Annotated in this window: 17 protein-coding genes and 1 rRNA gene; 14 read left to right on the top strand and 4 right to left on the bottom strand. The window is 52.6% G+C overall.

From position 1 onward, the window contains the following. The 7 genes from rrf to H7U12_RS15235 form a co-directional block, all read left to right on the top strand. A 5S ribosomal RNA gene (rrf, locus tag H7U12_RS23035) occupies positions 1-74 on the top strand; the annotation flags it as partial. Positions 75-906: 832 nt separating this feature from the next. Continuing rightward, on the top strand, positions 907-1,440 hold the full coding sequence (locus tag H7U12_RS15210) for an RNA polymerase sigma factor (protein ID WP_186639563.1): 534 nt from the start codon (positions 907-909) through the stop codon (positions 1,438-1,440). Continuing rightward, positions 1,418-2,758: a porin family protein gene (locus H7U12_RS15215; RefSeq protein WP_186639523.1), complete on the top strand. Its 1,341-nt coding sequence runs from the start codon at positions 1,418-1,420 to the stop codon at positions 2,756-2,758. Before H7U12_RS15210 ends, H7U12_RS15215 begins: the two co-directional genes overlap by 23 nt. A gap of 109 nt (positions 2,759-2,867) precedes the next feature. Continuing rightward, positions 2,868-3,335, top strand: a complete 468-nt coding sequence (locus tag H7U12_RS15220; protein WP_186639525.1) for a CHRD domain-containing protein — start codon at positions 2,868-2,870, stop codon at positions 3,333-3,335. A 63-nt stretch (positions 3,336-3,398) separates the two neighbouring features. Then, complete coding sequence (locus H7U12_RS15225; RefSeq protein WP_186639527.1) at positions 3,399-3,794, top strand: hypothetical protein; 396 nt, start codon at positions 3,399-3,401, stop codon at positions 3,792-3,794. Positions 3,795-3,801: 7 nt separating this feature from the next. Next, positions 3,802-4,374: a YceI family protein gene (locus tag H7U12_RS15230; RefSeq protein WP_241749442.1), complete on the top strand. Its 573-nt coding sequence runs from the start codon at positions 3,802-3,804 to the stop codon at positions 4,372-4,374. Further along, on the top strand, positions 4,371-5,267 hold the full coding sequence (locus H7U12_RS15235; protein WP_241749444.1) for a DUF5777 family beta-barrel protein: 897 nt from the start codon (positions 4,371-4,373) through the stop codon (positions 5,265-5,267). Before H7U12_RS15230 ends, H7U12_RS15235 begins: the two co-directional genes overlap by 4 nt. Positions 5,268-5,566: 299 nt before the next feature. Here H7U12_RS15235 and H7U12_RS15240 read toward each other — a convergent pair whose 3' ends face one another. Further along, the gene (locus H7U12_RS15240; protein ID WP_186639531.1) at positions 5,567-6,814 is read right to left on the bottom strand and encodes a PQQ-dependent sugar dehydrogenase; all 1,248 of its coding nucleotides are present in this window, start codon (positions 6,812-6,814) and stop codon (positions 5,567-5,569) included. A 230-nt stretch (positions 6,815-7,044) separates the two neighbouring features. Here H7U12_RS15240 and H7U12_RS15245 point away from each other — a divergent pair, with 230 nt between their 5' ends. Continuing rightward, positions 7,045-8,151 carry an FUSC family protein gene (locus H7U12_RS15245; protein ID WP_186639533.1) on the top strand — a complete coding sequence of 369 codons (1,107 nt, stop codon included), beginning with the start codon at positions 7,045-7,047 and terminating at the stop codon, positions 8,149-8,151. Between the two features lie 108 nt (positions 8,152-8,259). Here H7U12_RS15245 and H7U12_RS15250 read toward each other — a convergent pair whose 3' ends face one another. The 3 genes from H7U12_RS15250 to H7U12_RS15260 form a co-directional block, all read right to left on the bottom strand. Then, positions 8,260-9,036: an SDR family NAD(P)-dependent oxidoreductase gene (locus H7U12_RS15250; RefSeq protein ID WP_186639535.1), complete on the bottom strand. Its 777-nt coding sequence runs from the start codon at positions 9,034-9,036 to the stop codon at positions 8,260-8,262. Between the two features lie 259 nt (positions 9,037-9,295). Then, positions 9,296-10,882 carry an endo-1,4-beta-xylanase gene (locus tag H7U12_RS15255; RefSeq protein WP_186639537.1) on the bottom strand — a complete coding sequence of 529 codons (1,587 nt, stop codon included), beginning with the start codon at positions 10,880-10,882 and terminating at the stop codon, positions 9,296-9,298. Positions 10,883-11,652: 770 nt separating this feature from the next. Further along, positions 11,653-11,814, bottom strand: a complete 162-nt coding sequence (locus tag H7U12_RS15260; RefSeq protein WP_186639539.1) for a hypothetical protein — start codon at positions 11,812-11,814, stop codon at positions 11,653-11,655. Between the two features lie 297 nt (positions 11,815-12,111). Here H7U12_RS15260 and gndA point away from each other — a divergent pair, with 297 nt between their 5' ends. The 6 genes from gndA to H7U12_RS15290 all read left to right on the top strand — a co-directional run bounded on the left by gndA (position 12,112) and on the right by H7U12_RS15290 (position 21,412). After that, positions 12,112-13,533, top strand: a complete 1,422-nt coding sequence (gene gndA, locus H7U12_RS15265; protein WP_206683936.1) for an NADP-dependent phosphogluconate dehydrogenase — start codon at positions 12,112-12,114, stop codon at positions 13,531-13,533. A gap of 110 nt (positions 13,534-13,643) precedes the next feature. After that, positions 13,644-15,167, top strand: a complete 1,524-nt coding sequence (gene zwf / locus H7U12_RS15270; protein ID WP_186639541.1) for a glucose-6-phosphate dehydrogenase — start codon at positions 13,644-13,646, stop codon at positions 15,165-15,167. Between the two features lie 14 nt (positions 15,168-15,181). Beyond that, on the top strand, positions 15,182-15,910 hold the full coding sequence (gene pgl, locus H7U12_RS15275) for a 6-phosphogluconolactonase (protein ID WP_186639543.1): 729 nt from the start codon (positions 15,182-15,184) through the stop codon (positions 15,908-15,910). A 92-nt stretch (positions 15,911-16,002) separates the two neighbouring features. Then, the gene (locus H7U12_RS15280) at positions 16,003-16,554 is read left to right on the top strand and encodes a GNAT family N-acetyltransferase (RefSeq protein WP_186639545.1); all 552 of its coding nucleotides are present in this window, start codon (positions 16,003-16,005) and stop codon (positions 16,552-16,554) included. A 738-nt stretch (positions 16,555-17,292) separates the two neighbouring features. Next, positions 17,293-18,027, top strand: coding sequence for a GntR family transcriptional regulator (locus H7U12_RS15285; RefSeq protein WP_186639547.1), 735 nt, complete (start codon positions 17,293-17,295; stop codon positions 18,025-18,027). A gap of 232 nt (positions 18,028-18,259) precedes the next feature. Further along, positions 18,260-21,412, top strand: a complete 3,153-nt coding sequence (locus H7U12_RS15290) for a SusC/RagA family TonB-linked outer membrane protein (protein ID WP_186639549.1) — start codon at positions 18,260-18,262, stop codon at positions 21,410-21,412. Positions 21,413-21,434: the final 22 nt, after the last annotated feature.

Here is a 21,434-nt window from a genome sequence, read left to right on the forward strand (position 1 = left end):
CCGAACAGAGAAGTTAAGCCCCGCCGAGCCGATGGTACTGCGGTCACACGCGGGAGAGTAGGTAGCCGCCAACCCCCTTATGAGCAGCCCCCCTGGTAACAGGCGGGGCTGTTCGCGTTTACACGGGTACCGGGGAAGAGAAGGGGGACGGAAGCGAACGTGAAGGAGGTAGGTTTTCAGGAAATAGCCCCGGAACGCATAAACCTAGACGAACGGCTCGGAAAGGCTTCCGCGGTAACTGCCTCTGCTCAGGCAAACAACCGCTTAGTGTTTCAAGCGTGTTTTCAGGAAACGACATCGAAACGTGAGTAGCCTTGCAATGTAGCCTTTTGTAAGCTCATCTATCTCTTGCATATGATCCCACAGCCGCTATTCCATTATACCCGTCCAAAATGAAAGGGTGCCGTTACTCAGTAGCGGCACCCTTTCATTTTGGAGTAGATATGGTGATCGCCGAGTTGCTGCGTCTCTGCAGTGGAAGCATTCGTTCCCTAGGTGTTCTTAGCTATTAGTTCACCTAGCCCTTGTCAGGCTTCATCCTTTCCCACATGCTTACCAAAAGTGAGGCTCCCCGATCCATGATCAGGGAGCCTCACTTTATACTTTCCTCTCCTCTTCAGCCTTGAACCGCTCAGCTCTGCCTACAGCCTACCGCCCGCGGCCACGGCCAACAGGGTACCCTCGTCCTGGTGGCGCACGGCCGACTCCTGCAAGTCACCCGGAGTCAGATACTATTATAGATCTATCAAATGGGTGTGCAAGTCCTATCTACTACTTTGCTAATCAATCTGTGAAATAAAATCTATATATTTTATAAAACCAAAGCAACCCTTCCAGAATTTACTACGTGATGGGTACGCAAAATCGGAATCAGTGATAGGTACGGACAGCGACATACTTGTAGCAATGGTGCAGGGTTGTTTGACCAACAACCGGGAGGCACAAAGAAAGCTATACCAGCATTTCTATGGCTATGCTATGAGTATATGTGTGCGGTATTCAAAGGATGCAGAAGAGGCGAGGGAAGTCCTGAACGACGGGTTTATGAAAGTTTTCACCAAACTAAAGCACTATGACCAGAAGAAGCCTTTCAAAGCGTGGTTGAGACGTGTCATGATCAACACCGCTCTTGACAATTACCGACATAACCTCAAACACTACCACACTGCTGACCTTGAACTGGCTCCTCCAGTTGCAGATGCCTCAGACGTGGTAAGCGAACTGAATTATGCCTATCTGATGGAACTGATCCAGCAACTTTCGCCGGCTTATAGAACGGTTTTCAACCTGTACGTCATAGATGGGTACACCCACGAAGAAATTGCTGAGATACTGGGCATTTCTTCCGGAACCTCTAAATCGAACCTATCCAAAGCCCGAGCCAACCTGAGGGAAGTCTTAAAAAAAAATAGAGTAAATGAACTGGAACAATATATCTGACGAAGAGCTGGACCGCCTTTTCAAGGCCTCTGCAGATAACTTCGATCCACCATTTGATCCGGAGGGCTGGAAAGCCATGGACCAGAAGTTGGAGCAAGTCCAGCCACGTGTCAGATGGTTCAAATACGCTATCCTCTTACTTTGCTTAGTTGCTTTCATCAGTCTTTTCACTTTCCATCAACTCAATAACTCAGATTCAGAGCGGCTAAGCGATGATGGAATTCAAAAGGAATCATCTACCCAGCCGGAGTTTTTAGGTCAAAATGAGGAAAACAGCTTTAAAACAGAATCTAATAATCAGCAGAATAGAAGTAAAGCAGCATCAACAAATAATACGTTTGAGGCGAAGAGTAGTGCCTTGGATGTTTCAGCAACAAAGAAACAAGTTGGATCTTCTGCCAAGAGAGTGCCCCAACCTTTACCATCTTTGTCTAGAGACTCAATAGCTCCTAGAAGCACAGTAGAAAGGAATCAAAGGAAATTACAGTCCCAACCTAAGCTACTGTTAGGTGCATCGATCAGAAATAAAGACCAGGATCGCAGATCAAACGGATCAGAAGTAGAAAGTGAAAACAGCAACGAATTCTCGCTGTTAGAGTCCAGAAGCGGATTAGGCGAAAGTCAGGAGACGAGCCTAGTTCCGGAAGTTCTGGAAGCTGCTTTCATAGATGTACCACAAGTGGATTCATTGAAGCAAGTAGAAGAAAACCAGCAGAATAAACTGGAACGACCAGCATTTCTGAGTTCTGTTCAGGTTGCGATTGTTTTTGCCCCGGATGTAACGACCGTTAAGTTCAAAGACCCTGACGCGGTAAGTGCAAATGCCGGCCTCTTGGTGGGTATTCCGCTTAGCCGTAGGTTGAGCTTGGTGAGCGGGGTGGTCTGGGCGAACAAGGTGTATAGCGCCCGAGCCGAGGATTATGCATTCAACAATGGCTACACATACACCGCTCCGGTGGAAGCTACCTGTCGGGTGCTTGACATTCCGGTGAACCTCCGGTACAGAGTACTGGAGGCAGGCCGCAACTCCCTGGCGGTGCAAGCGGGACTCTCCAGTTACATCATGCTGCACGAGGAATACAGTTCGGGTTCCGGCGGGTACGGCTCTTATCCTTATTACAAGGAGGTGTCCAATAAAAATCGGCACTGGTTCTCTGTTCAGAATGTGTCTCTGGTGTATACCCGAACGTTATCCCCGTTTTTCTCCCTGGGAGTAGAACCCTTCGTGAAAATCCCCTACAGCGGAATTGGGGACGGAAAAGTGAAACTAACAAGCGCCGGGGTTTTCTTCTCGGTGGGCTATACGATAAAGCGCTAACCTCAGAATTATCCAGAATTGACACGTCAGGGCAGCACGCTTCAAAAGTGCTGAGTGGTATGCTTTTGCCTTTACTTTTCTTCCCAAACCCCATGTAACCCTTCTTCTTATGAAAACCACTACCCATCTTTTCCGTTTGGCCTTCGGCCTATTCGTAACCTTGTCTTTTGCCCTGGCCAGTTGCAGCAGCGATGATGACGATGATGATCAGCCCAGCAACATCGTTCAGTTACAGAACAGCACTTTGACCCCTGATCAGGAAGAACACACGGTGATCTCCACCGCTACGGGTACGTTTTCCGGAACCTACGACCGAACCACCAAGATCATCACCTACAACATCTCCTGGAACGGCATCACGCCCATCAACATGCACTTTCACCGGGGAGAGCTGAAGAAGAGCGGCCCGGTGGTGATTCCCATTGATGGCCCTTACACCAGCGCCATTACCAATGCCAAAACTCCGCCGCTCACGGAGGCCCAGGAAACCGAGATGCTGGCGGGTTTATGGTACGTGAATGTTCATAGCGACCAATACAAGAACGGCGAGATACGGGGGCAGGTAAGACCTCAGTAACCGCTTTTTTACCTCCAATTTTCATCAAGGCCTATCCTGATTCCCAACCTAAAATTTGTTCCCATGAAAAGGTACGTACACTTGTTTCTGATTGTGCTCACGTCGTCGCTGGCGCTGTTGGCCGCCTGTAAAGACGATAAAGAGGAGGAGATCACTCCTAACAACCCCAATAATCCGCAGCAACAGCAATGTGATACCGGTTCCGTCACGTTTTCCAGCACGGTGTCAGGCATCATCAGTACCAATTGCCTGGCCTGCCACAGTGCGGCCATGGCCCAGGGAGGGATGATTCTGGATACCTATGCCCGGGTGAAAACCGCCGCCGACAACGGGAAACTGATGGGAGTGATCACGCACGCCGCCGGGTTTTCGCCCATGCCCAAGGGAGGCCCTAAACTCTCCGACTGCAACATCGCCAAGATCAAGAAATGGGTAGATGATGGGGCACCCAATAACTGAGAAAGCCATGGCCAGATCTGTCATCTTACTGGGAATAGTGCTGCTGTGCCGTCTTTCCCCGCCTGCCGTGGCGCAGAGCCGGTATTTTACCAGAACAGGGCACATTTCTTTCTTCTCCAAGGCTCCGCTGGAAGACATTGAAGCAAGCACCAAGCAAGTGGTTTCTTTTCTGGACCTTAAAACCGGTGAAATGGTGTTTTCCGTGCCCATGAAAATGTTCCAGTTCCGGAAGTCTTTGATGCAGGAGCATTTCAATGAGAACTACGTGGAGTCAGACAAGTATCCCAAGGCCACTTTTAAGGGCAAGGTGGTAAACATCCAGAGCGTGAACCTGGCGCAGGACAACCTCTACAAAGTGCTGATAGAAGGAGTGCTGACCATACACGGCGTGGACCGACCGGTACGTACCGAGGGAACCCTGGAAGTAAAGAACAAGCAAATGGTCGGGAAATCAACGTTCTCGGTCACCCCGCAGGAATTCAACATCGAGATTCCGTTTCTGGTGAAAGAGCATATCGCCAAGCGCATTGACATCACTGTGAATGTAGTGTATGTACCTTACGTGGAGAAGAGCCTATGAAAGAAAGGAAGATGATCTTTTTGGTGGCTTTTCTCTCCGTTTGGTGCATTTCTACGGCGGCGGCGCAGGAAGATCTACTGAAATTGGCCCAGGAAAATGACAGCGCACGAGTCGAGCACATCAGTGCCACCTTCAAAGCCACCCGCCTCATCAACGGGCATACCGTGGAAACAAACGGCGCCGGCACCCTGCTTTTCCTGATCTCCCACCGCTTTGGCACGCTTAACAGCGGCGCCTACAACTTCTGGGGCTTGGATCAGTCCACCATCCGGTTGGCGTTGGAGTACGGAGTAACCGATCGGTTCACGGTGGGCGCGGGAAGGAGTTCGTTGGAGAAGACCTTTGACGGGTTCCTGAAGTACAAAGTCCTGCAACAGAAAACCACGGGCTCGCCGGTGACCGTCACTGCTTTTACCAGTGCCGCTGTCAAAACCCAGGACTGGGTTGATCAAGAAAAGGACTTTGAATTCGCGCATCGGCTTACCTACACGTATCAGCTGCTAGTGGCCCGCAAGTTCTCTGATCGGCTGTCACTGCAACTGGCGCCCACCGTGGTGCACCGCAATCTGGTAGAGACCGGTTTGGGCGAGACCCGGGTGTACGCCATGGGGGCAGGTGGAAGGTTCAAACTCAGCAAACGAACGTCTTTCAATGCCGAGTACTTCTATCTCTTGCCCGACGGCGCGGCCGATCAGTTCAAGAACAGTTTGTCGCTGGGCTTTGACATTGAGACCGGCGGGCACGTCTTCCAGCTGATGTTCACCAATTCACAGGGTATGATTGAGAAATTCTTCATCCCCAGAAACGCGGGCGGCTGGTCCTCGGGTGACATTTACTTTGGCTTCAACATCTCGCGGGTCTTTAACCTCGGAAAGAATAAAGGAGAATGGTAATGTAAAGGTTTACCAAGAAAAGGGCCTCTGATTTTCAGGGGCTTTTTTTGTGAAGTAAAATCAAGCGAGCGTTTTTATGGCCGTTTTCTAAAAAGAAGCCTTAAAATAGACCGTGTCTGTGGCGGTTTGCAAGCCAAAAACGTGAACTACTCTCATCTGGACACCCCTCTGTAACGGCTCTAGGCTTTAAATTAAAATAGGTTGTGTTTCTGGCCTTCTTTTTAAAAAGGAGGCCAGAAACACAACCTATAAACTTGAGTGATAAACTGCGTTGAGGTGGTCGAAAACCAAGGACAGCATCAGCGCTTAGGGGATATTCTCCAAAGTTCGCCATTGGATTGGTCGGTGACCACGTAAAGTGCTCCATCGGGTCCTTGTTTTACGTCCCTGATGCGTTGGTTGCGGTCTTTGAGCAGGTGCTCCTCGCCGGTGACTTTGTTGTTCTCAATTTTGAGCCGCACCAGGAATTTGTCTTTGAGTCCGCCAACAAACAGGTTGTTCCGCCATTCCGGAAACGCCGTTCCGGTGTAGAATTGGGCACCCGAAGGGGCAATCACGGGGTCCCAGTAATACACGGGCTGTTCAAATCCCGCTTTGGCGGTAACAGCGTTAGGCACCGGGCTGCCCGAGTATTCTTCGCCGTAGGTGACCAGCGGCCAGCCATAGTTTTTCCCTTTCTCTACCAGGTTCAGTTCATCGCCTCCCTGCGGGCCCATTTCCACAATCCATAACTTCCCTTCCGCGTCAAACGCCGAAGACTGCACGTTGCGGTGCCCCACACTCCAAATCTCCGGCAGCGCTCCGGCTTGTCCTGTAAAGGGGTTGCCCGGAGCGGCGGCTCCGTCTGAGGTAATCCGGAGCACTTTGCCCATGTGGCTGTCCATGTGCTGGGCCTGCGGCCGAATCTCCAGATCTGAACGCTCACCTAAGGTCACGTACAGCATGCCGTCTGGCCCGAACGCCAAGCGCGAGCCGTAGTGCATGGTGCCGTTGTAGGTGGGCATTGCCCTGAAAATCACCCGCACGTCGCTCAAACTTTTCCGGTCTGTAGACAGTACGCCGCGGGCCACACTGGTTGCGTTCCCGCCTGACCGTGGTTCGGCAAAACTCCAGAAGATGGTGTTGTTAGAGTTGAAGTTAGGACTAAGCGCCACATCCAGCAAGCCTCCCTGCCCGCGCGCATCCACCGCCGGTAAGCCGGTAATGGGCTCGCTCACCGTGCCCGTCGCCGACACAATGCGCAAGCGCCCTGGTTTTTCGGTGACCAAAAGGGAACCGTCTGGCAAAGGCTCTACTGCCCATGGTTTTTCCAGTCCTTTGGTGATCACCTCTACCGTAATGGCGGTGGCCGAGGTCATGGCGCAGGCTCGGGTTTGCCCGGCAAACGCTGGTTTTTGCTCTGGAGCGTTGGCCTGTCGGGTTTCCAGGGGAGAGCAGTTGCCGGAAGTCTGGTCTGGATCATCCTGCGAAATTTCCTTGTTGGTACACGCGGTGCCCAGCGTCACCAGAACAAGAGCGGCGTAAAGTACTTCTTTGGATAGGCGCATAGCGGTAGAAGTTAAAGATGAACTGGAGTTGTATGGAAAAAGAATGCCCTCAGTACCAAGGCTCTGCTTGGTATCCTCCTTTCTTTAACTCAGTTTTACCTTAGAATGTTTACCGTAGAAGAGTAAGCCGAAGGCACTTACGGAACGAGTGCGCGCTGTTTCCGGAGTCGCTTTAAAACATAATGCCCGAAAGACCAACCTTGCCGGACTGGAAAAAGTAAGAATACCTTGTGGAGAAACTCATTAAACTACTAGAGAAGCTGGGATTGACCTTCCAGATTGTCAAGACGGCTTTCGCGGCGGCCTTGTCTTGGTTTGTCGCGTCCAGCTTTCTGCATTCTGAGTACCCGTATTTTGCGGCGGTCGCGGCCATTATCACGGTGCAGGTTACCGTGGCCGATTCCGTGGACAAAGCAACCCAGCGGATCATCGGGATCATTGGGGGCGTGCTGGTGAGTATGTTGCTGGGGCATTGGTTTGTGATTGGCGCCGTCTCCATTTTCTTTATCATTCTCATTGGCATGGCCATCGCCAAAGCCTTCCGGATGAGTCCGCAGATTATTTCGCAGGTGGCCATCAGCTCGCTGCTGGTGCTGGCCTTTGGGCAGATCAAGGAAGGCTATGCCTTTGAAAGGATCATTGAGACCGTTCTGGGATCGGTCATTGCGGTGGTCATCAATGCGTTGATTGTTCCCCAGAATGCCGTGCCCGACGTGGAGCGCAGCATTCTCTCGTACAGTAGCTTGTCGTCCACCACGCTGAAGAGCCTGGCGGGTTTGCTGGATTCACTGGGCGGCGGCCGGAAAACGGGGCGCTCTGAGGTGGATGCGCTCATCAAAGAAGCCCAGAGCTGCCGCAAAACGCTGGAGCTGGCGGAGCAAAGCCTCAAATACAATTTCCTGCTCACGCACAAACGGTCCCGCCTGAGCCAACTCACCGAAAGCATTACCCAGCTGGAGAGCATCACCATCCAGATCAGGGGCATCCGGCGGAGCCTCGCCGATATTCAACTGGACCAGCACCTTCAACCGGAGCAAGTGTATGTGCAACAGTTAAAGCAGGCTATGAAAGCCACCGCCGAGTGCATTCTGGCCTACGGACGCGTCACCATCCAGGCCTCAGATGAAAACTTCTGCCAACTGGAAACCCACATCCGGCAGGCCCAGGTGGAGCAGTCCCGCTGTCTGGACAGTCTGCACAGCATCTCTTCACTGGCCACGGTCCGGGACATCGGCAGCATTCTCACGGATCTAGGCCGGATTGTCTCAGAAACGCAACTCAAGAATCTAGTGGAGGAAAAGGTAGAGACAGCGCAGGCCCCAAATCCTGTGCTCTAAGCGCCTCTGGTTTCAGGTTCGTTTTCTAAAAAAGAGCCCCAAAACGCGTCTGTTTTCAGCATCCTTTCTGGAAAGTAGCCCTAAAACTCATTCATTATAATGCCGTCATTATGCCGCCGGAAAAGTAACGCCTGACAAGCGGGCGCATTCCGCCAGGAAGCGCTCCTGCACGTCTATTTCCTGGGCGGCCGGAAGGCTATTCTTTAGCTTCTGATGATAAAAGTACTTCCCTGATACCAAGGCTTCGGGGTCTTGGCTCGTGGCCAGCCACACCTGCGTTTTGGGTCCTTCTTCCAGACTATCGGGCGCGCCCGGTCCGCCCATTTTAGTGGCTACCCAACCCGGCTCCACCGCATTGGACAACACCTGCGGCCATTTGCGCGCCACCGCGAAGGCGAGCAGCGCATTGTGCAGTTTAGAATCGGCGTAGGCGCTGTATCCGCTCCAGGTTTTCTTCTGCCAGGTGAGATCGTGCAGGCTGATGTCGCCGCTCTGGTGCAACCCCGAACTGAGATAGACCAATCGGTTAGGTTGTTCAATAAGACAGGTAAGCAGGTAAGGGGCCAGGCTGTTCACCGCAAAAACCTGCGGAAGTCCGTCTTCGGTTGACACTTTGCGGTGCTCGCGGTACCCCAGGGCGGCGTTATGGATCACTGCATCTAACCGGCCCAACTCGTTGACTTGCCGGGCAACGTCGCTGGTCTCCGCTATGCTGGACAGATCACCGGTAATTACTGTAGACGCTCCGGGAACGGCCGCTAAAGCTTCCTGCCCCCGTTGCCTATGGCGGGCGTGGAGCACCACTTCATGCCCTTCTTTTACTAAAAGTTGCGCCGCCATTTTGCCCAACCCATCGGCTGAGCCCGTGATGAAGATACGTGCCATGTTCCTGTCCATCTGGTTTCATTTAGGCATACGGGAAAACTGAAGTCCTGACAACCAGCTTTCTCAACTTCTCTCCATTTCTGTTTTAGCGGTGTTTTGCAGAAAACAGCAGCAAAGCCACAGGAGCGTTTCCGGCCCCTTTTCTGAAAAGTAGCCTTAAAACAGAACAGCGACGGAAAAGAACCCTGGCGGATCTTTCCCATCGCTGTTCAGCAAAAGGTGCTTTGGTTTGCTTACGAAACGTATTCCCGCTTCATCCCTAGTTCTTGATCAGCTTGAACGTTTTCACCGTGTCGCGGTGGTTTATTTTGAGGGTGTAGAAGCCTGGAGACAGTTTTGCGCCCAGCTTTAGCTTTTCAGTGGCGGTGCCCGCTTCCACCAAAGAGCCCGTGCTGCTGTAGAGTTGGTAGCTGAACCGGCCGTTGACCTCCACGGTGAAGTCTTTATCCGTGGGGTTGGGGTAAACCGATGAAGGAGTGGTGCTGATTTCGTCGTCAATGCCGGTCACCACCGGTTGCTGGGTGCAGAACGGATAGCCCACATCTGGTCTGCCGGCCACATATTGTCTCAGCCAGGTCATGGCGGGTCTGTCCTGCCCGGAAGCGTTGAGCAGGTTGGTGTTGGTCTTCCAGGTTTTGCCGGACTCGTAACCCCACAACGTAACTCCGGCCACGGCCGGATGCTCCCAATACACCGGAAACAAGGTTTGGTAGCGGGTTCTCTGCTGGCTGTCATCGCCGGAAATGTCCAGCTCGGTCACGTAGATGGGCAGCCCGGAGGTGGCCATCAGGTCAAGGGCACTTTTCAGCTGGGTAGCGGTAAGGGTGTTGATGTTGAACTCGTGCGCCTGCGTCCCGAAGCCGTCCACCAGGTTGCGGTCGCGCAGCACTTTCAGCACCTGTAGTTGTTCTCTGATAGCGGGCAGGTCGTTCTCCAGGCCGTAGTCGTTCAGGATGAGTTTGGAGTTGGGGAAGTACTGCCGGGCTTTGGTGAACAGCCAGATGATCCAGTCATGGCCGGTGGTGCCTTCGCCACCCAGGCCGTTTTTAAAGGCTTGCGTGGCCACCGCATGCGTGCGCAGGTTTTCGTTCAGTACATCAATCTGGTCAATGCCCATGGGAAACTGCGCCGCCACGGCCGCCATGTATTCTTCCATTTCGGCCTGAAACTCAGCGGGCGAAAGCAACAGACTGTTGTTGTTGGGATTGATGGCCCAGGCAGGAAACTGGCTTCCCCAGGCCAACACATGGTACCGGAACATCAGGTGGTTGTCTTTGGCTTGGTTGTAGGCCACGTTTGCGCCGTTCCAGTTCATGACATCGCGGGAAGGTTCCACCACGCCCCATTTGGTGTTGTTCTCGGCGGTGATCCCATTCCAGAGGTTCATGTAGTTGGCCGGTACATTGCCCGCGATGATGTTGCCCAGGTATTTGCCTTTGCAGGCGCTCAGCCCGCGGCTTGGGGCCGGCGTGGTGCCCACGGTCACCATCACGCCCGCCGAGGTGCTGACGGTATTCAGGTTATCGGTGGCTTTGGCGGTGATGGTGTAAGTGCCGGCGGTCAACGGAGACCAGACAAAGGAGTAGGTGTTGTTGGTGGCCGAGGTGGCCTCGCCCAACTTGGTCGTTCCGTTAAAGTATTCCACCTTGGAGACGGTGCCGTTGGCGAAACTTCCTCCAAAATCGGCGGCATACACCAGAATGGTCATGGCTTTGCCGGCCTCAAAATACGCGTTGTTATGAGGCATAGTGATCACGCAGGACGGAGGCGTGTTGTTCTGGCCCAACGCGGGCAAAGTGCTCAAGGTAAAGACCAGAAAAAAAGCTGCAAGTAAAGATTTGATCATGCTACTGAGTTAAGGAAATGATGCTATAATTGAGTGAAAGTAAAAAGGCAAGCCTGTTCAGAGGAACAAGACTTCTACCCGTTTTAAGGCCGATTTCTTGAATACAGCCTCGAAACACATCCACCAGGCAAGTCTCGACAGGGGAAGCTGGTGGCTTTATTAGATTTTCAAATGCTTTCTGCCATAGGTGATGAAATTGAGTGACTACTTCTACTTTTCTTATCAGCAGGTAACTGGATGCTGGTACATACGCTTGTTTTAAGGTTGTTTTGAGCAAAAAAGGCCTAAAACACACTTCCCATGTTCCTGCCCTTTAGCTAATGTTTTTATTTCAAGTCTGAAGTTTTGATGTTTCGTTTCTGATTCACTATCAAGTATCTACATTAGCTAGAACCAACTCACAGGAGCATTCCTGTAAACTTTTTTGCCATTCATGCCATCGTTGGCATTAAAAACAATCTCGCTGCCTTTGCGGCGAGGTTGTTTGGTAGGTGATAGGAGGTACGCACCTGAGCGGGTGCGAGAGTGTCGTTTATTCCCCTGTTACCCGAAAGGACGAAGTGACAGGTAAAGTTTCAGGTCGTGTAGTGAATCGAGAGATAACCTCAGGGTTGATCTCAGCCCCTATGATTCTACTTCTATTCCCATGCACATCCAAAGGGAAGCTACTTCAGGAAACGGCTTCTTGTACAGGTAGAATAAAGAAGGACCTGTAAAGCGAGCTATTTTTTGAGAAATATATAAAATATAAAGCGCTTCTGCTAACTTGATTACGAGAATGAAAAGAATGCCGCCAGCATTTTCTGCCTCCATTTCAGAAAAGCCGCTGAAAACGCGGTTTCACTTACAGTAGGAGCTAGCTTCGCTTCGTTCAATGGCTCGGTACACCAAGCCAGATCATCAAGTCCTTTCTTCAGGAAGATTGCTTTCATAAAGCATACCACTCCGAACGGATGGACAAACGGACATAGAACTCCGCCAGCTTAAGGCTTGGAGAGGATCCATTTTGCGCCGCTTTGGGCGTGTTTTCCGGAAAAGAGGCCCAAAGCAGGAGGCTTCCGGGGCGGGTGGAGGTCCTTTCAAGGAAGTATTTCCCCCAATAGATCAAACGCTTATCTGGGCTAATCGGGCTGCCTACCGCCGAGGATGATTCTCTTTTAGAGAAATAAGGTTAAGTTTAGCCCCATAAACGCGTATCTCGTTTCGTATCTACTATAAAAAATATAGACATGACCAGTATGGAATTTGACTTCGGAATGGTGGGCTTGGGAGTTATGGGCCGGAATTTACTTTTGAACATTGCCGACCACGGCTTCTCGGTGATGGGCCTGGACCTGGACCCGCAGAAAGCGGCGGCCCTGGAGGCCGAGGCGGATGCCGGCAAAAACGTGAAAGGCACTACTTCCATTGAGGAGTTTGTGCAGTCGCTGCAGAAGCCGCGCGCGCTCATGTTGCTGGTGCCCGCCGGCAAGGCCGTGGATGCCGCCATCGCCAGCCTGGTGCCTTACCTGGAGCCCGGCGACATTGTCATTGACGGCGGCAATTCCTACTTCCCAGACACCAACCGGCGCATTGTGGAACTGGAAGACAAAAACATCCACTTCTTCGGGATGGGGATTTCCGGGGGCGAGAAAGGCGCGCGGTTCGGTCCCAGCATGATGCCGGGCGGCAACCGCGAAGCCTACGAGCGTCTGCGCCCTATATTTGAGGCGGTGGCGGCCAAAGTAGACGGCGAGCCCTGCGTAGCCTACCTGGGCAACGGATCGGCGGGGAACTACGTGAAAATGGTGCACAACGGCATTGAGTACGGCATCATGCAGCTCATCGCGGAGACCTACGACCTGATGAAACGCGGTCTGGGCTACTCTGATGACGAGTTGCAGCGCACCTTTGAGGAGTGGAACGGCAGCGAGGTGCATTCTTTCCTGATTGAGATTACGAGCCAGATTCTGAAAAAGACCGATGAAACGACTGGCCAGCGCCTGGTGAACCTCATCTCAGACCGCGCCCGCCAGAAGGGAACCGGCAAGTGGACCTCCCAGAACGCCATGGACCTGCAAGTGCCGCTGCCCACGGTAGACATCGCGGTGACCATGCGCGACATGTCGGCGTACAAAGAGGAGCGGGTACAGGCGGCTCAAAGCCTGGCCGGAACGTCAGCTAATGGTAGTGAAGCCGCCGGAGAATGGCACGTTTTGGAAAATCAGCTGAGAAACGCGTTTTACTTTGCCATGCTGGTGACGTATGCGCAGGGGCTGGTGCAGCTGCGCGTGGCCTCGGCCACCTACAACTATGACCTGCAGTTAGAAGAAGTGGCCAAAATCTGGCGCGGCGGCTGTATCATTCGGGCGACTTGTCTGGAAGATATCCGCAAGGCGTATTCCAGCAACCCCCAGCTGCCCAACCTGCTGCTGGACCCCACCATCGGGCAGGAACTGGTCAACCGGCAGGAGGACCTCCGGAACGTGGTGAAAATGGCTATCGACCGAGGCATTCCGGTGCCGGGGCTTATGACCTCGCTGGCGTATTTTGACGCTTACCGTAGCGAGACTCTGCCCACCAACCTGATCCAGGCCCAGCGCGATTACTTCGGGGCGCACACCTATGAGCGCATTGACCAGGAGGGGATCTTCCACACGCAGTGGGACTAATCTCCCTTTCTACTTTTTGACGTTTATTTCAGTTTTATTTCCGGGGTGTTTTTGCCAAACGAGGCCCAAAACGGCCTCCTGTGCCCCGGAAAACTTTTAACTTATTCTCTATGAAATCAGCTAAGAAAGCAGCACCCACCATTGTCGTGATCTTTGGGGGGACAGGCGATTTAGCGAAACGCAAACTGTTGCCGGCGTTCTACAACCTGTACCTGGCGGGCTGGTTGCCCCAGGAATTCGCCATCATCGGCTTGGGCCGCTCTGAGTACAGCAACCCAGATTACCGCACGCACCTGTATGATGGCGTAACGGAGTTCTCCCGCACGGGTCAGCCGGAAAAGGAGAAGTGGGAAGCCTTCCAGGAGTCCATCCTCTACCTGCGCTCTGATATCAACGATGCCGCGGCCTACCAGAAATTAGCCGCTACCCTGGATTCTCTGGACAAAGCCTGGGGCCTACGCGCCAACCGCCTGTTCTACCTGTCGGTGGCGCCGCAGTTCATTGAGACGGTCACCGTGAACCTGAAAAACGCTCAAATTGCCAATGACGTGGAGCGCGACCACATCATCGTGGAGAAACCGTTCGGCAAAGACCTGGAGACCGCCCGCCGCCTGAATAAACTGCTGACCCAGCATTTCCAGGAAAGGCAGATTTTCAGGATAGACCATTACTTGGGCAAGGAAACGGTGCAGAACATCCTGGCGTTTCGGTTCGCCAACGCGCTTTTTGAGCCGCTCTGGAACCGGAACTACATTGACTCGGTACAGATCAGCGTGGCCGAGGAAGTGGGCGTGGAAGACCGCGGCGGCTACTACGAGGGAGCCGGGGCCTTGCGCGACATGATCCAGAACCACCTGCTGCAACTCTTGTGCATGGTAGCCATGGAGCCGCCGGTATCGTTTGAGGCTGAGGAAATCAGGAACCGCAAAGCTGATGTGCTGCGCGCCATCCGGCCCCTGACGCACGAGCAAGTGACCCGCTACGCCGTTCGGGGCCAGTACGGACCGGGCTGGCAGCAGGGCAAGAAGGTGCCGGGCTACCGTGAGGAACCCGGCGTTAGCCCAGACTCCAACACCGAGACCTACGCCGCCGTGAAATTCTACCTGGACAACTGGCGCTGGCAGGGCGTTCCGTTTTACCTGCGCACCGGCAAGCGGATGCAGGAGAAAACCTCCAACATCACCGTGCAGTTCCGGCCGGTGCCGCACTCCACGTTTGCCAGTACCATGTCTGAGAACGTGCTACCTAACCGCCTCACCATCAACATCCAGCCAGAGATGGACATTAGGCTGCGGTTTACCGCCAAACGCCCGGGGCTGGAGATGGAGCTGACGCCCGCCGAGATGGTCTTTGACTACGATACCTGTTCCACCCAAACCCCTGAAGCCTACGAGACCCTTCTGCTGGATGCCCTGCAGGGCGATGCCACGCTGTTCATGCGCTCTGACCAGGTGGAGGCCGCCTGGGAGGTGATCACGCCCATTCTGGAAACCTGGGAATCGCGTCCGTCGCTGGAGTTCCCCAATTACCCGGCCGGCATGTGGGGCCCTGAGAATGCTGAGGCCCTGATTGCCCGCGAAGGACACACCTGGGCCGTGTCAAATTTCTTCCATGGTCAGAAAAAAGGCAGCTAAACAAAACAAACGGAATGATCCAGGTTTATAAAACACCTGCGGAGCTCAGCAGGGCAGCGGTGGAAATCTTTGTACAAGCCGCTCAGGAAGCCGTTCAGGAAAACGGCCGGTTTGTGGTGGCCCTGACCGGGGGCAGCTCGCCGGAGCAGCTGTATAAACTGCTGGCCCAGGCTCCTTACCGTGACCTGGTGCCCTGGGCACAGACTTACGTGTTCTGGGGAGACGAGCGGTGGGTGCCCCTCACCGATGACCGCAGCAACGCCAAAATGGCCTTCGAGATGCTCCTGCACCACGTGCCGGTACCCAAAAGCCATATTTACCCCATGTGGAGCACCGAACAGCCCCAGGTTTTTGCCCAGGTTTACGAAAAACAGCTCCTAAACGTCTTTGACGGCGCCACGCCCCAGTTCGACCTGATTTTACTGGGCATGGGCGATGACGGCCATACCGCCTCGCTATTCCCAAGCACGCCGGTGCTGCACGAAAAGGAAAAGTGGGTGCAGGCCTATTACCTGGAGCCGCAGTCCATGTACCGCATCACCTTGACCGCGCCTTGCCTCAACGCCGCCAGAAAGATTGTGTTCATGACCTTCGGGGAAAAGAAAGCCAAAGCCCTGCGCGAAGTCCTGGAAGGGGAACCGAATCCGGAACTGTACCCATCGCAGCTGATTCAGCCGCAATCCGGGGAAACGCTCTGGTTAGTGGACGAAGCCGCCGCCCAATTATTGGAAAGTAAAGCCTGATCGATTGACTTCAAAAAAAGCCCTCCTAGTAGGGCTTTTTTTTATGATCTTTGGTTTCGTTACAAGCCACTTTCGGCAGCTAAAAAGCAGTGATGACCATCCACCTAGACGACGACCTGCGGCTGGAGTTAACCGCCGCAAAACACGCAGCCGCCTTGTTTGCCGCTATTGAGAACAACAGAGCACATCTCGCCACATTCTTGCCGTGGGTGCCTTTTATGCGATCTGTAGAGGAGGTGACCGCTTATGTCAATGCCTGCGAACTGCGCTACCAGCAAAAGGAAGAAGTCAGCTTTGTGATCCTCTTAGAAGACGTGCTGGTGGGCAGAATAGGAATTCATCATCTAGATCTGCAGAACAGGAGCGCCTCCATTGGGTATTGGCTGGTTAACAATGCCGAGGGGAAAGGAATCATCACCAGATCTTGTAAAAAGCTGATTACGTATGGCTTTGAGGAGCTGGGTTTACACCGCATCGAGATCAAAGCAGCGGCAGCGAACCTGAAAAGCCAGGCGATTCCTGAGAAACTGGATTTTACCAAAGAAGGAGTCCTTCGGCACGCCGAATGGGTGAATGGTGAATTTTTGGACCTCCTCCTCTATTCAGTCCTGGATTCTGAATGGCTTGAAACAACGAACCTCTGATACTGTGCCTGTTCCAGAACGGCAGAAGAAAAGTTTGGGGTTAACTCGCACAGGAGGGCAAGGGTGCTTCAGAATTTCAGATACTCACTGAAGTAGAGACACCGGAGAAGGGAAGCAATACTGTGTACTCCGGCGAGATAGAGATCACCGATGAACTGAAAACCATCACCTTACCCAAAAGACCTTCAGACACAGCCTACAATCGCGTTTTCAGCTTCCTTTTCGAGAAAGTAGAATAAACGAAATAGGGGTGAGGTAGCAGACTTCCGTCAGTCTAATCGGATCACACCGGTCTAGCTTAGGGTTGCCTTTGTTGGTCGGGTAGCTGGAGTTTATCTCTCACCATCAAAAGGACAGCAGCGCCGCTATCTTTTTCTAAGTGCATAAAAAACTGTGAAGTGCGTTTTTAGCCCGTTTTGGCTAAAGTGGCCTTTAAAACGGAAAAACTCCCTTGAGCGTTCCTTCCCACCTACAGAGGCGGGCAGCAGTCAATGCATCTAACTTGAAGTTTGCGTTATGGGGTACTTGCAGAACTTTTGCCAATTTCTCGCCTTTCAGTAACTCCACTGCACATGAATCTGTGGTGTAGTTGCAGTTTTCGTATTGTTGAGCTTGATAAACAATGTTGTTTTAGAAAATTTTTAAAAATAATTGAAATGCTTAGGAAATATCTTTTTTTGTTCTACCTTTAGATCATTGAATATGTATGGACATATAGACATAAGCTAAATTCCAGGTATGAAGGTTTTTAACATCGATCACGGCAGTGCTATCCCGCTCCACTTACAGGTAGAGGATCTGTTGCGTGATCTGATAAAGAATCCGGAGTACCAGGAAGGGAAGTTGTTGCCCAATGAGGTGGCCCTGGCCAAGCAACTAGGCATCTCCCGCAATACGGTGCGCCAAGCCACCAACAAATTGGTGTTTGAACGGTTGCTGGTCCGCAAAAAAGGCGTGGGCACCACCGTCGCCAAAGACAACATCACCACGAAATTAGATAAGTGGTCCAGCTTTACCCATGAGATGGGGGAGAAGGGAGTCACCTTTCGCAACTATGAACTGGACGCTAGTCTGGTAGATGCAGATGAGGAGATTAGAAGGCTCTTCAATATAACGCGCAAATCAAAAGTCGTGAAGCTGGAAAGGCTGCGCGGGCTTGACACGGGCCCGGTAGTTTTATTCATTTCATATTTCCACCCCAGGGTTGGCCTGACCGGCAAAGAGGATTTTACCCAGCCCCTGTATGACATGCTGGAAAGAACGTACCACACCGTTGCCGCCGTTTCCAAAGAAGGCATCAGCGCCATCTTAGCCGATAAGGAACTGTCTGAGAAACTGCAGATACCGGTGGGTGATCCGGTTCTGTTTCGGAAGCGGGTGGTGTGTGACCCGGGGGGGCGACCTATTGAGTACAACCTGGGGTTCTACCGGGCTGATAAGTTCACTTACACCATAGAGATAGAGAGAGGGTAAGAGGTTTCCTGCCGGGCAGGGAGCTTTTAACGACATATCACAGTGCTGTTTACCGGTGCCACGTCATCTGGGTGATTTTTCTCACCCTTTGCCGTACGGGAAAGAGCGGAATCTATTTTCAGCATCCTTTTCAGATTACAGCCTTGAAACGCCTCTACATAGTTTGTCTTACACTATGTATGAACATATGTACATAATTGTTAGAATTAATTAGCTACCTGTTTTAAAACATATGATGAGAAAAAGCAAAGAGTTTTTGGTTCTCTCGTGGTTGCTGTGCAGTCTGTACTGTGCTGTTGGCGGGCAGGCAAAAGCTGCTTCCCACCTGGTGGTGTTGCAGAATACCGCAGGAAGAACCATCCAGGGAAAAGTCACCTCCCGTGATGGCAACGAGGCTCTGCCGGGGGTGAGTGTCTCCGTTAAAGGTACTACTACCGGTACTTCTACGGACGCGCAGGGAGAGTATTCCATTACAGTGCCCACTGATGAAGCCGTATTGGTATTCTCTTACATTGGTTTCGTCACGAGAGAGATTCAGGTGAAGAACCAAACGGATGTGTCGGTCGTGTTGAGTTCTAACAGTCAGGAACTTTCGCAAGTGGTGGTGATTGGGTACGGCACCACTACCAAAAGTGATTTAACCGGTTCGGTTGCGAGTGTGAAATCAGAAGAGTTGCTGGCCACGCCCACTACCTCCTTTGATCAGGCGCTACAGGGAAGGGCAGCGGGAGTACAGGTTACCCAGACTTCAGGGAAACCAGGGGCGGAGGCCTCCATCCGGATCAGGGGCACCAGCTCTATCAATGCCGGAAATGAACCCTTGTATGTGATAGATGGCATGCTGGTGAGCAGCGATGGCAATGACATGTCCGTTGGCGTAAACCTTGGTCCCCGCATCAGTGCCCTGTCTACCATCAACCCCAATGATATTGAGTCAATTGAGGTGCTGAAAGATGCCTCGGCTACGGCTATCTACGGTTCACGCGGTACCAACGGGGTTGTGTTGATCACCACCAAACGCGGGATATCCGGCACGGGTACCGTTTCCTTTGATACTTATTACGGCGTGCAGCAGGTGGCCAATAAATTAGATGTGTTAAACGCGGAGCAATTCGCCCATCTGGTGAATGACGCCAAGATCAATGCCGGGCAGACACCCCTCTACAACAACCCGTCTGTTCTGGGCGAGGGGACTGACTGGCAGGATGAAATCTTCAGAACTGCCCCCATCATGAACTATCAGCTCTCATTCTCCGGCGGAGACGAGAAAACCAGATATGCCATCACGGGCGGCTATTTCATCCAAGACGGAATTATAGAGAACTCAGATTTCAAGCGCTATTCTTTCCGGGCTAATCTGGACCGTGATCTCAGTTCTAAACTGAAAGTAGGCAACAGCATTAGCTACGCCCGCATCACTTCTTCCGGGGTATTAACTACTACGGAGACCATTGTGCCAGGCGTGACATCGGCGGCGCTGCAGTTCAACCCTATCTTGCCGGTGTACAATGTCAGTGAGCCGGGCGGCTATACCTTTGAGAACAAGGGTGGGAGCTATTTAGGTAAGACCTTGGGCAACCCGGTGGCAGATGTCAATGAGTTTACCTCCTACGGCGTGACTTCCCGAATCCTGGGCAACGTGTATGCCCAGTACAAAATCCTGGACAATCTGGAGATCAGAACCAGTTTTGGGATAGACGGGTTCTCCTCCAAAGAAAATGCGTTCGGCCCAAATTTCCTGAAAAGAACCCAAGCCAGTAAAGGCGAAGCCTCCATTGGCACCGTTACCGGCCTCACCTGGCTCAATGAAAATACCCTCACCTACAAACCCGTGATTAATGAAGATCATGTGGTGGATTTTCTCTTAGGGTATACGCTGCAGGAGTTTAACAATGAAAGCCTGCTGGCCTACTCCTTTGATTTTCCGGATGCCAGAACCGGCTACCATGACATTTCCGCGGGACTGCTGCCTCAGAAACCCTTCAGCGGAGAGTCCAGATGGAGCATGGTGTCTTATCTGGGGCGCGCCAACTACACGCTGTTTGACCGCTTTCTCTTCACCCTTACGGGGCGGGTAGACGGTTCCTCTAAGTTTGCCGCCGAGAAACAGTACGGCTTCTTCCCCTCCGGGGCCCTTGCCTGGCGTCTGTCAGACGAAGCCTTTCTCCAGCCGTTCACCTTTCTCTCTGATCTGAAAGTAAGAACCAGCTACGGCATCATCGGCAACCAGGCCATCCCACCGTATCAATCCTTGTCTTTGGTGGGACCCTACGGCGAAGGCATCTTCAATGGTACGGAAGTATATACTGGTAGAGAACCGCTCAGTTATGCGAACAAAGACCTGAAATGGGAAACAACCGCCCAGTTTGATGTTGGGGTAGATGCCTCCTTCTTTAACAACCGGATCTTGCTAACGGCAGATTATTACCACAAGAAGACCTCAGACCTTTTGTTGTCTACGCCAATTCCATACACCACCGGATTCAATGCGACAGTATTGAATGTGGGCAACATCCAGAACCAGGGAGTGGAACTGGACCTCAGAACCATCAACACCAGCGGCCGGTTTGACTGGCGCACCTCGGTTAACTTCTCGGTGAACCGCAACAAGGTCACGAACCTGAACAGCGAGGAAGACATTCTCATGGGCGGCGGCACCCTGTTGCGGGTAGGTGAACCAGTAGGAACCTTCTACGGCTATATTTTTGATGGCATTTTCCAATCAGATGAAGAGGCCAGAACCAGCCCGGTTTTGAAAGGGCAGGAAGCCACCTCCTCAAATCCCGCATCACGGGCTCGCGCCGGAGACCGCAGATACCGTGACATCAATGGTGATAAGGTCATTGATGAGAACGACCGCACTATCCTGGGCAGTGCCCAGCCAGATTTCACCTGGGGGATCACCAACAATTTCTCCTACAAAGGCATTGAGCTGAGTTTCTTTTTCCAGGGATCACAGGGAAACAAGATGGCCAACCTGAACCTCTTTGATCTGGAGAACTTCAACGGGCAGACCAATGTGCTGGCAAAAGCGGCCTTAGATCGCTGGACCCCTGCCAACCCCAGCAATGAAAACCCTAGGGCCCTGGCCGCGGGCGGTCTGGACAATGGCATTTTTTCGTCCAACATCGTGGAAGATGCTTCTTACATCCGCCTGAAGAATGTAACGCTGGGCTATCAGGTACCCACCGCCCTAACCCAGAGAATAAAGGTGAAGAACCTCAGAGTCTACGCCAGTGCCACCAACCTATGGACGCATACCGACTACTCCGGCTACGACCCCGAAGCCAACACGTTTGGGCAGAACACGGCCATCTTTGGAGTTGACCGGGGCGGATATCCCATGGCGAAGACCTACCTGGTTGGCGTGAACATTGGCTTTTAATCCAAAAGGAAGAAAGATGAAG

Source organism: Rufibacter sediminis, from assembly GCF_014269285.1.
GTDB lineage: Bacteria > Bacteroidota > Bacteroidia > Cytophagales > Hymenobacteraceae > Nibribacter > Nibribacter sediminis.

Bases quoted from the DNA above. Each gene is read 5' to 3' on its own strand.
- H7U12_RS15210 (WP_186639563.1), top strand. From the start codon at position 907: ATGGTGCAGGGTTGTTTGACCAACAACCGGGAGGCACAAAGAAAGCTA.
- H7U12_RS15215 (WP_186639523.1), top strand. From the start codon at position 1,418: ATGAACTGGAACAATATATCTGACGAAGAGCTGGACCGCCTTTTCAAG.
- H7U12_RS15220 (WP_186639525.1), top strand. From the start codon at position 2,868: ATGAAAACCACTACCCATCTTTTCCGTTTGGCCTTCGGCCTATTCGTA.
- H7U12_RS15225 (WP_186639527.1), top strand. From the start codon at position 3,399: ATGAAAAGGTACGTACACTTGTTTCTGATTGTGCTCACGTCGTCGCTG.
- H7U12_RS15230 (WP_241749442.1), top strand. From the start codon at position 3,802: ATGGCCAGATCTGTCATCTTACTGGGAATAGTGCTGCTGTGCCGTCTT.
- H7U12_RS15235 (WP_241749444.1), top strand. From the start codon at position 4,371: ATGAAAGAAAGGAAGATGATCTTTTTGGTGGCTTTTCTCTCCGTTTGG.
- H7U12_RS15240 (WP_186639531.1), bottom strand. From the start codon at position 6,814: ATGCGCCTATCCAAAGAAGTACTTTACGCCGCTCTTGTTCTGGTGACG.
- H7U12_RS15250 (WP_186639535.1), bottom strand. From the start codon at position 9,036: ATGGCACGTATCTTCATCACGGGCTCAGCCGATGGGTTGGGCAAAATG.
- H7U12_RS15255 (WP_186639537.1), bottom strand. From the start codon at position 10,882: ATGATCAAATCTTTACTTGCAGCTTTTTTTCTGGTCTTTACCTTGAGC.
- H7U12_RS15260 (WP_186639539.1), bottom strand. From the start codon at position 11,814: ATGAAAGCAATCTTCCTGAAGAAAGGACTTGATGATCTGGCTTGGTGT.
- gndA (WP_206683936.1), top strand. From the start codon at position 12,112: ATGACCAGTATGGAATTTGACTTCGGAATGGTGGGCTTGGGAGTTATG.
- zwf (WP_186639541.1), top strand. From the start codon at position 13,644: ATGAAATCAGCTAAGAAAGCAGCACCCACCATTGTCGTGATCTTTGGG.
- pgl (WP_186639543.1), top strand. From the start codon at position 15,182: ATGATCCAGGTTTATAAAACACCTGCGGAGCTCAGCAGGGCAGCGGTG.
- H7U12_RS15280 (WP_186639545.1), top strand. From the start codon at position 16,003: ATGACCATCCACCTAGACGACGACCTGCGGCTGGAGTTAACCGCCGCA.
- H7U12_RS15285 (WP_186639547.1), top strand. From the start codon at position 17,293: ATGAAGGTTTTTAACATCGATCACGGCAGTGCTATCCCGCTCCACTTA.
- H7U12_RS15290 (WP_186639549.1), top strand. From the start codon at position 18,260: ATGATGAGAAAAAGCAAAGAGTTTTTGGTTCTCTCGTGGTTGCTGTGC.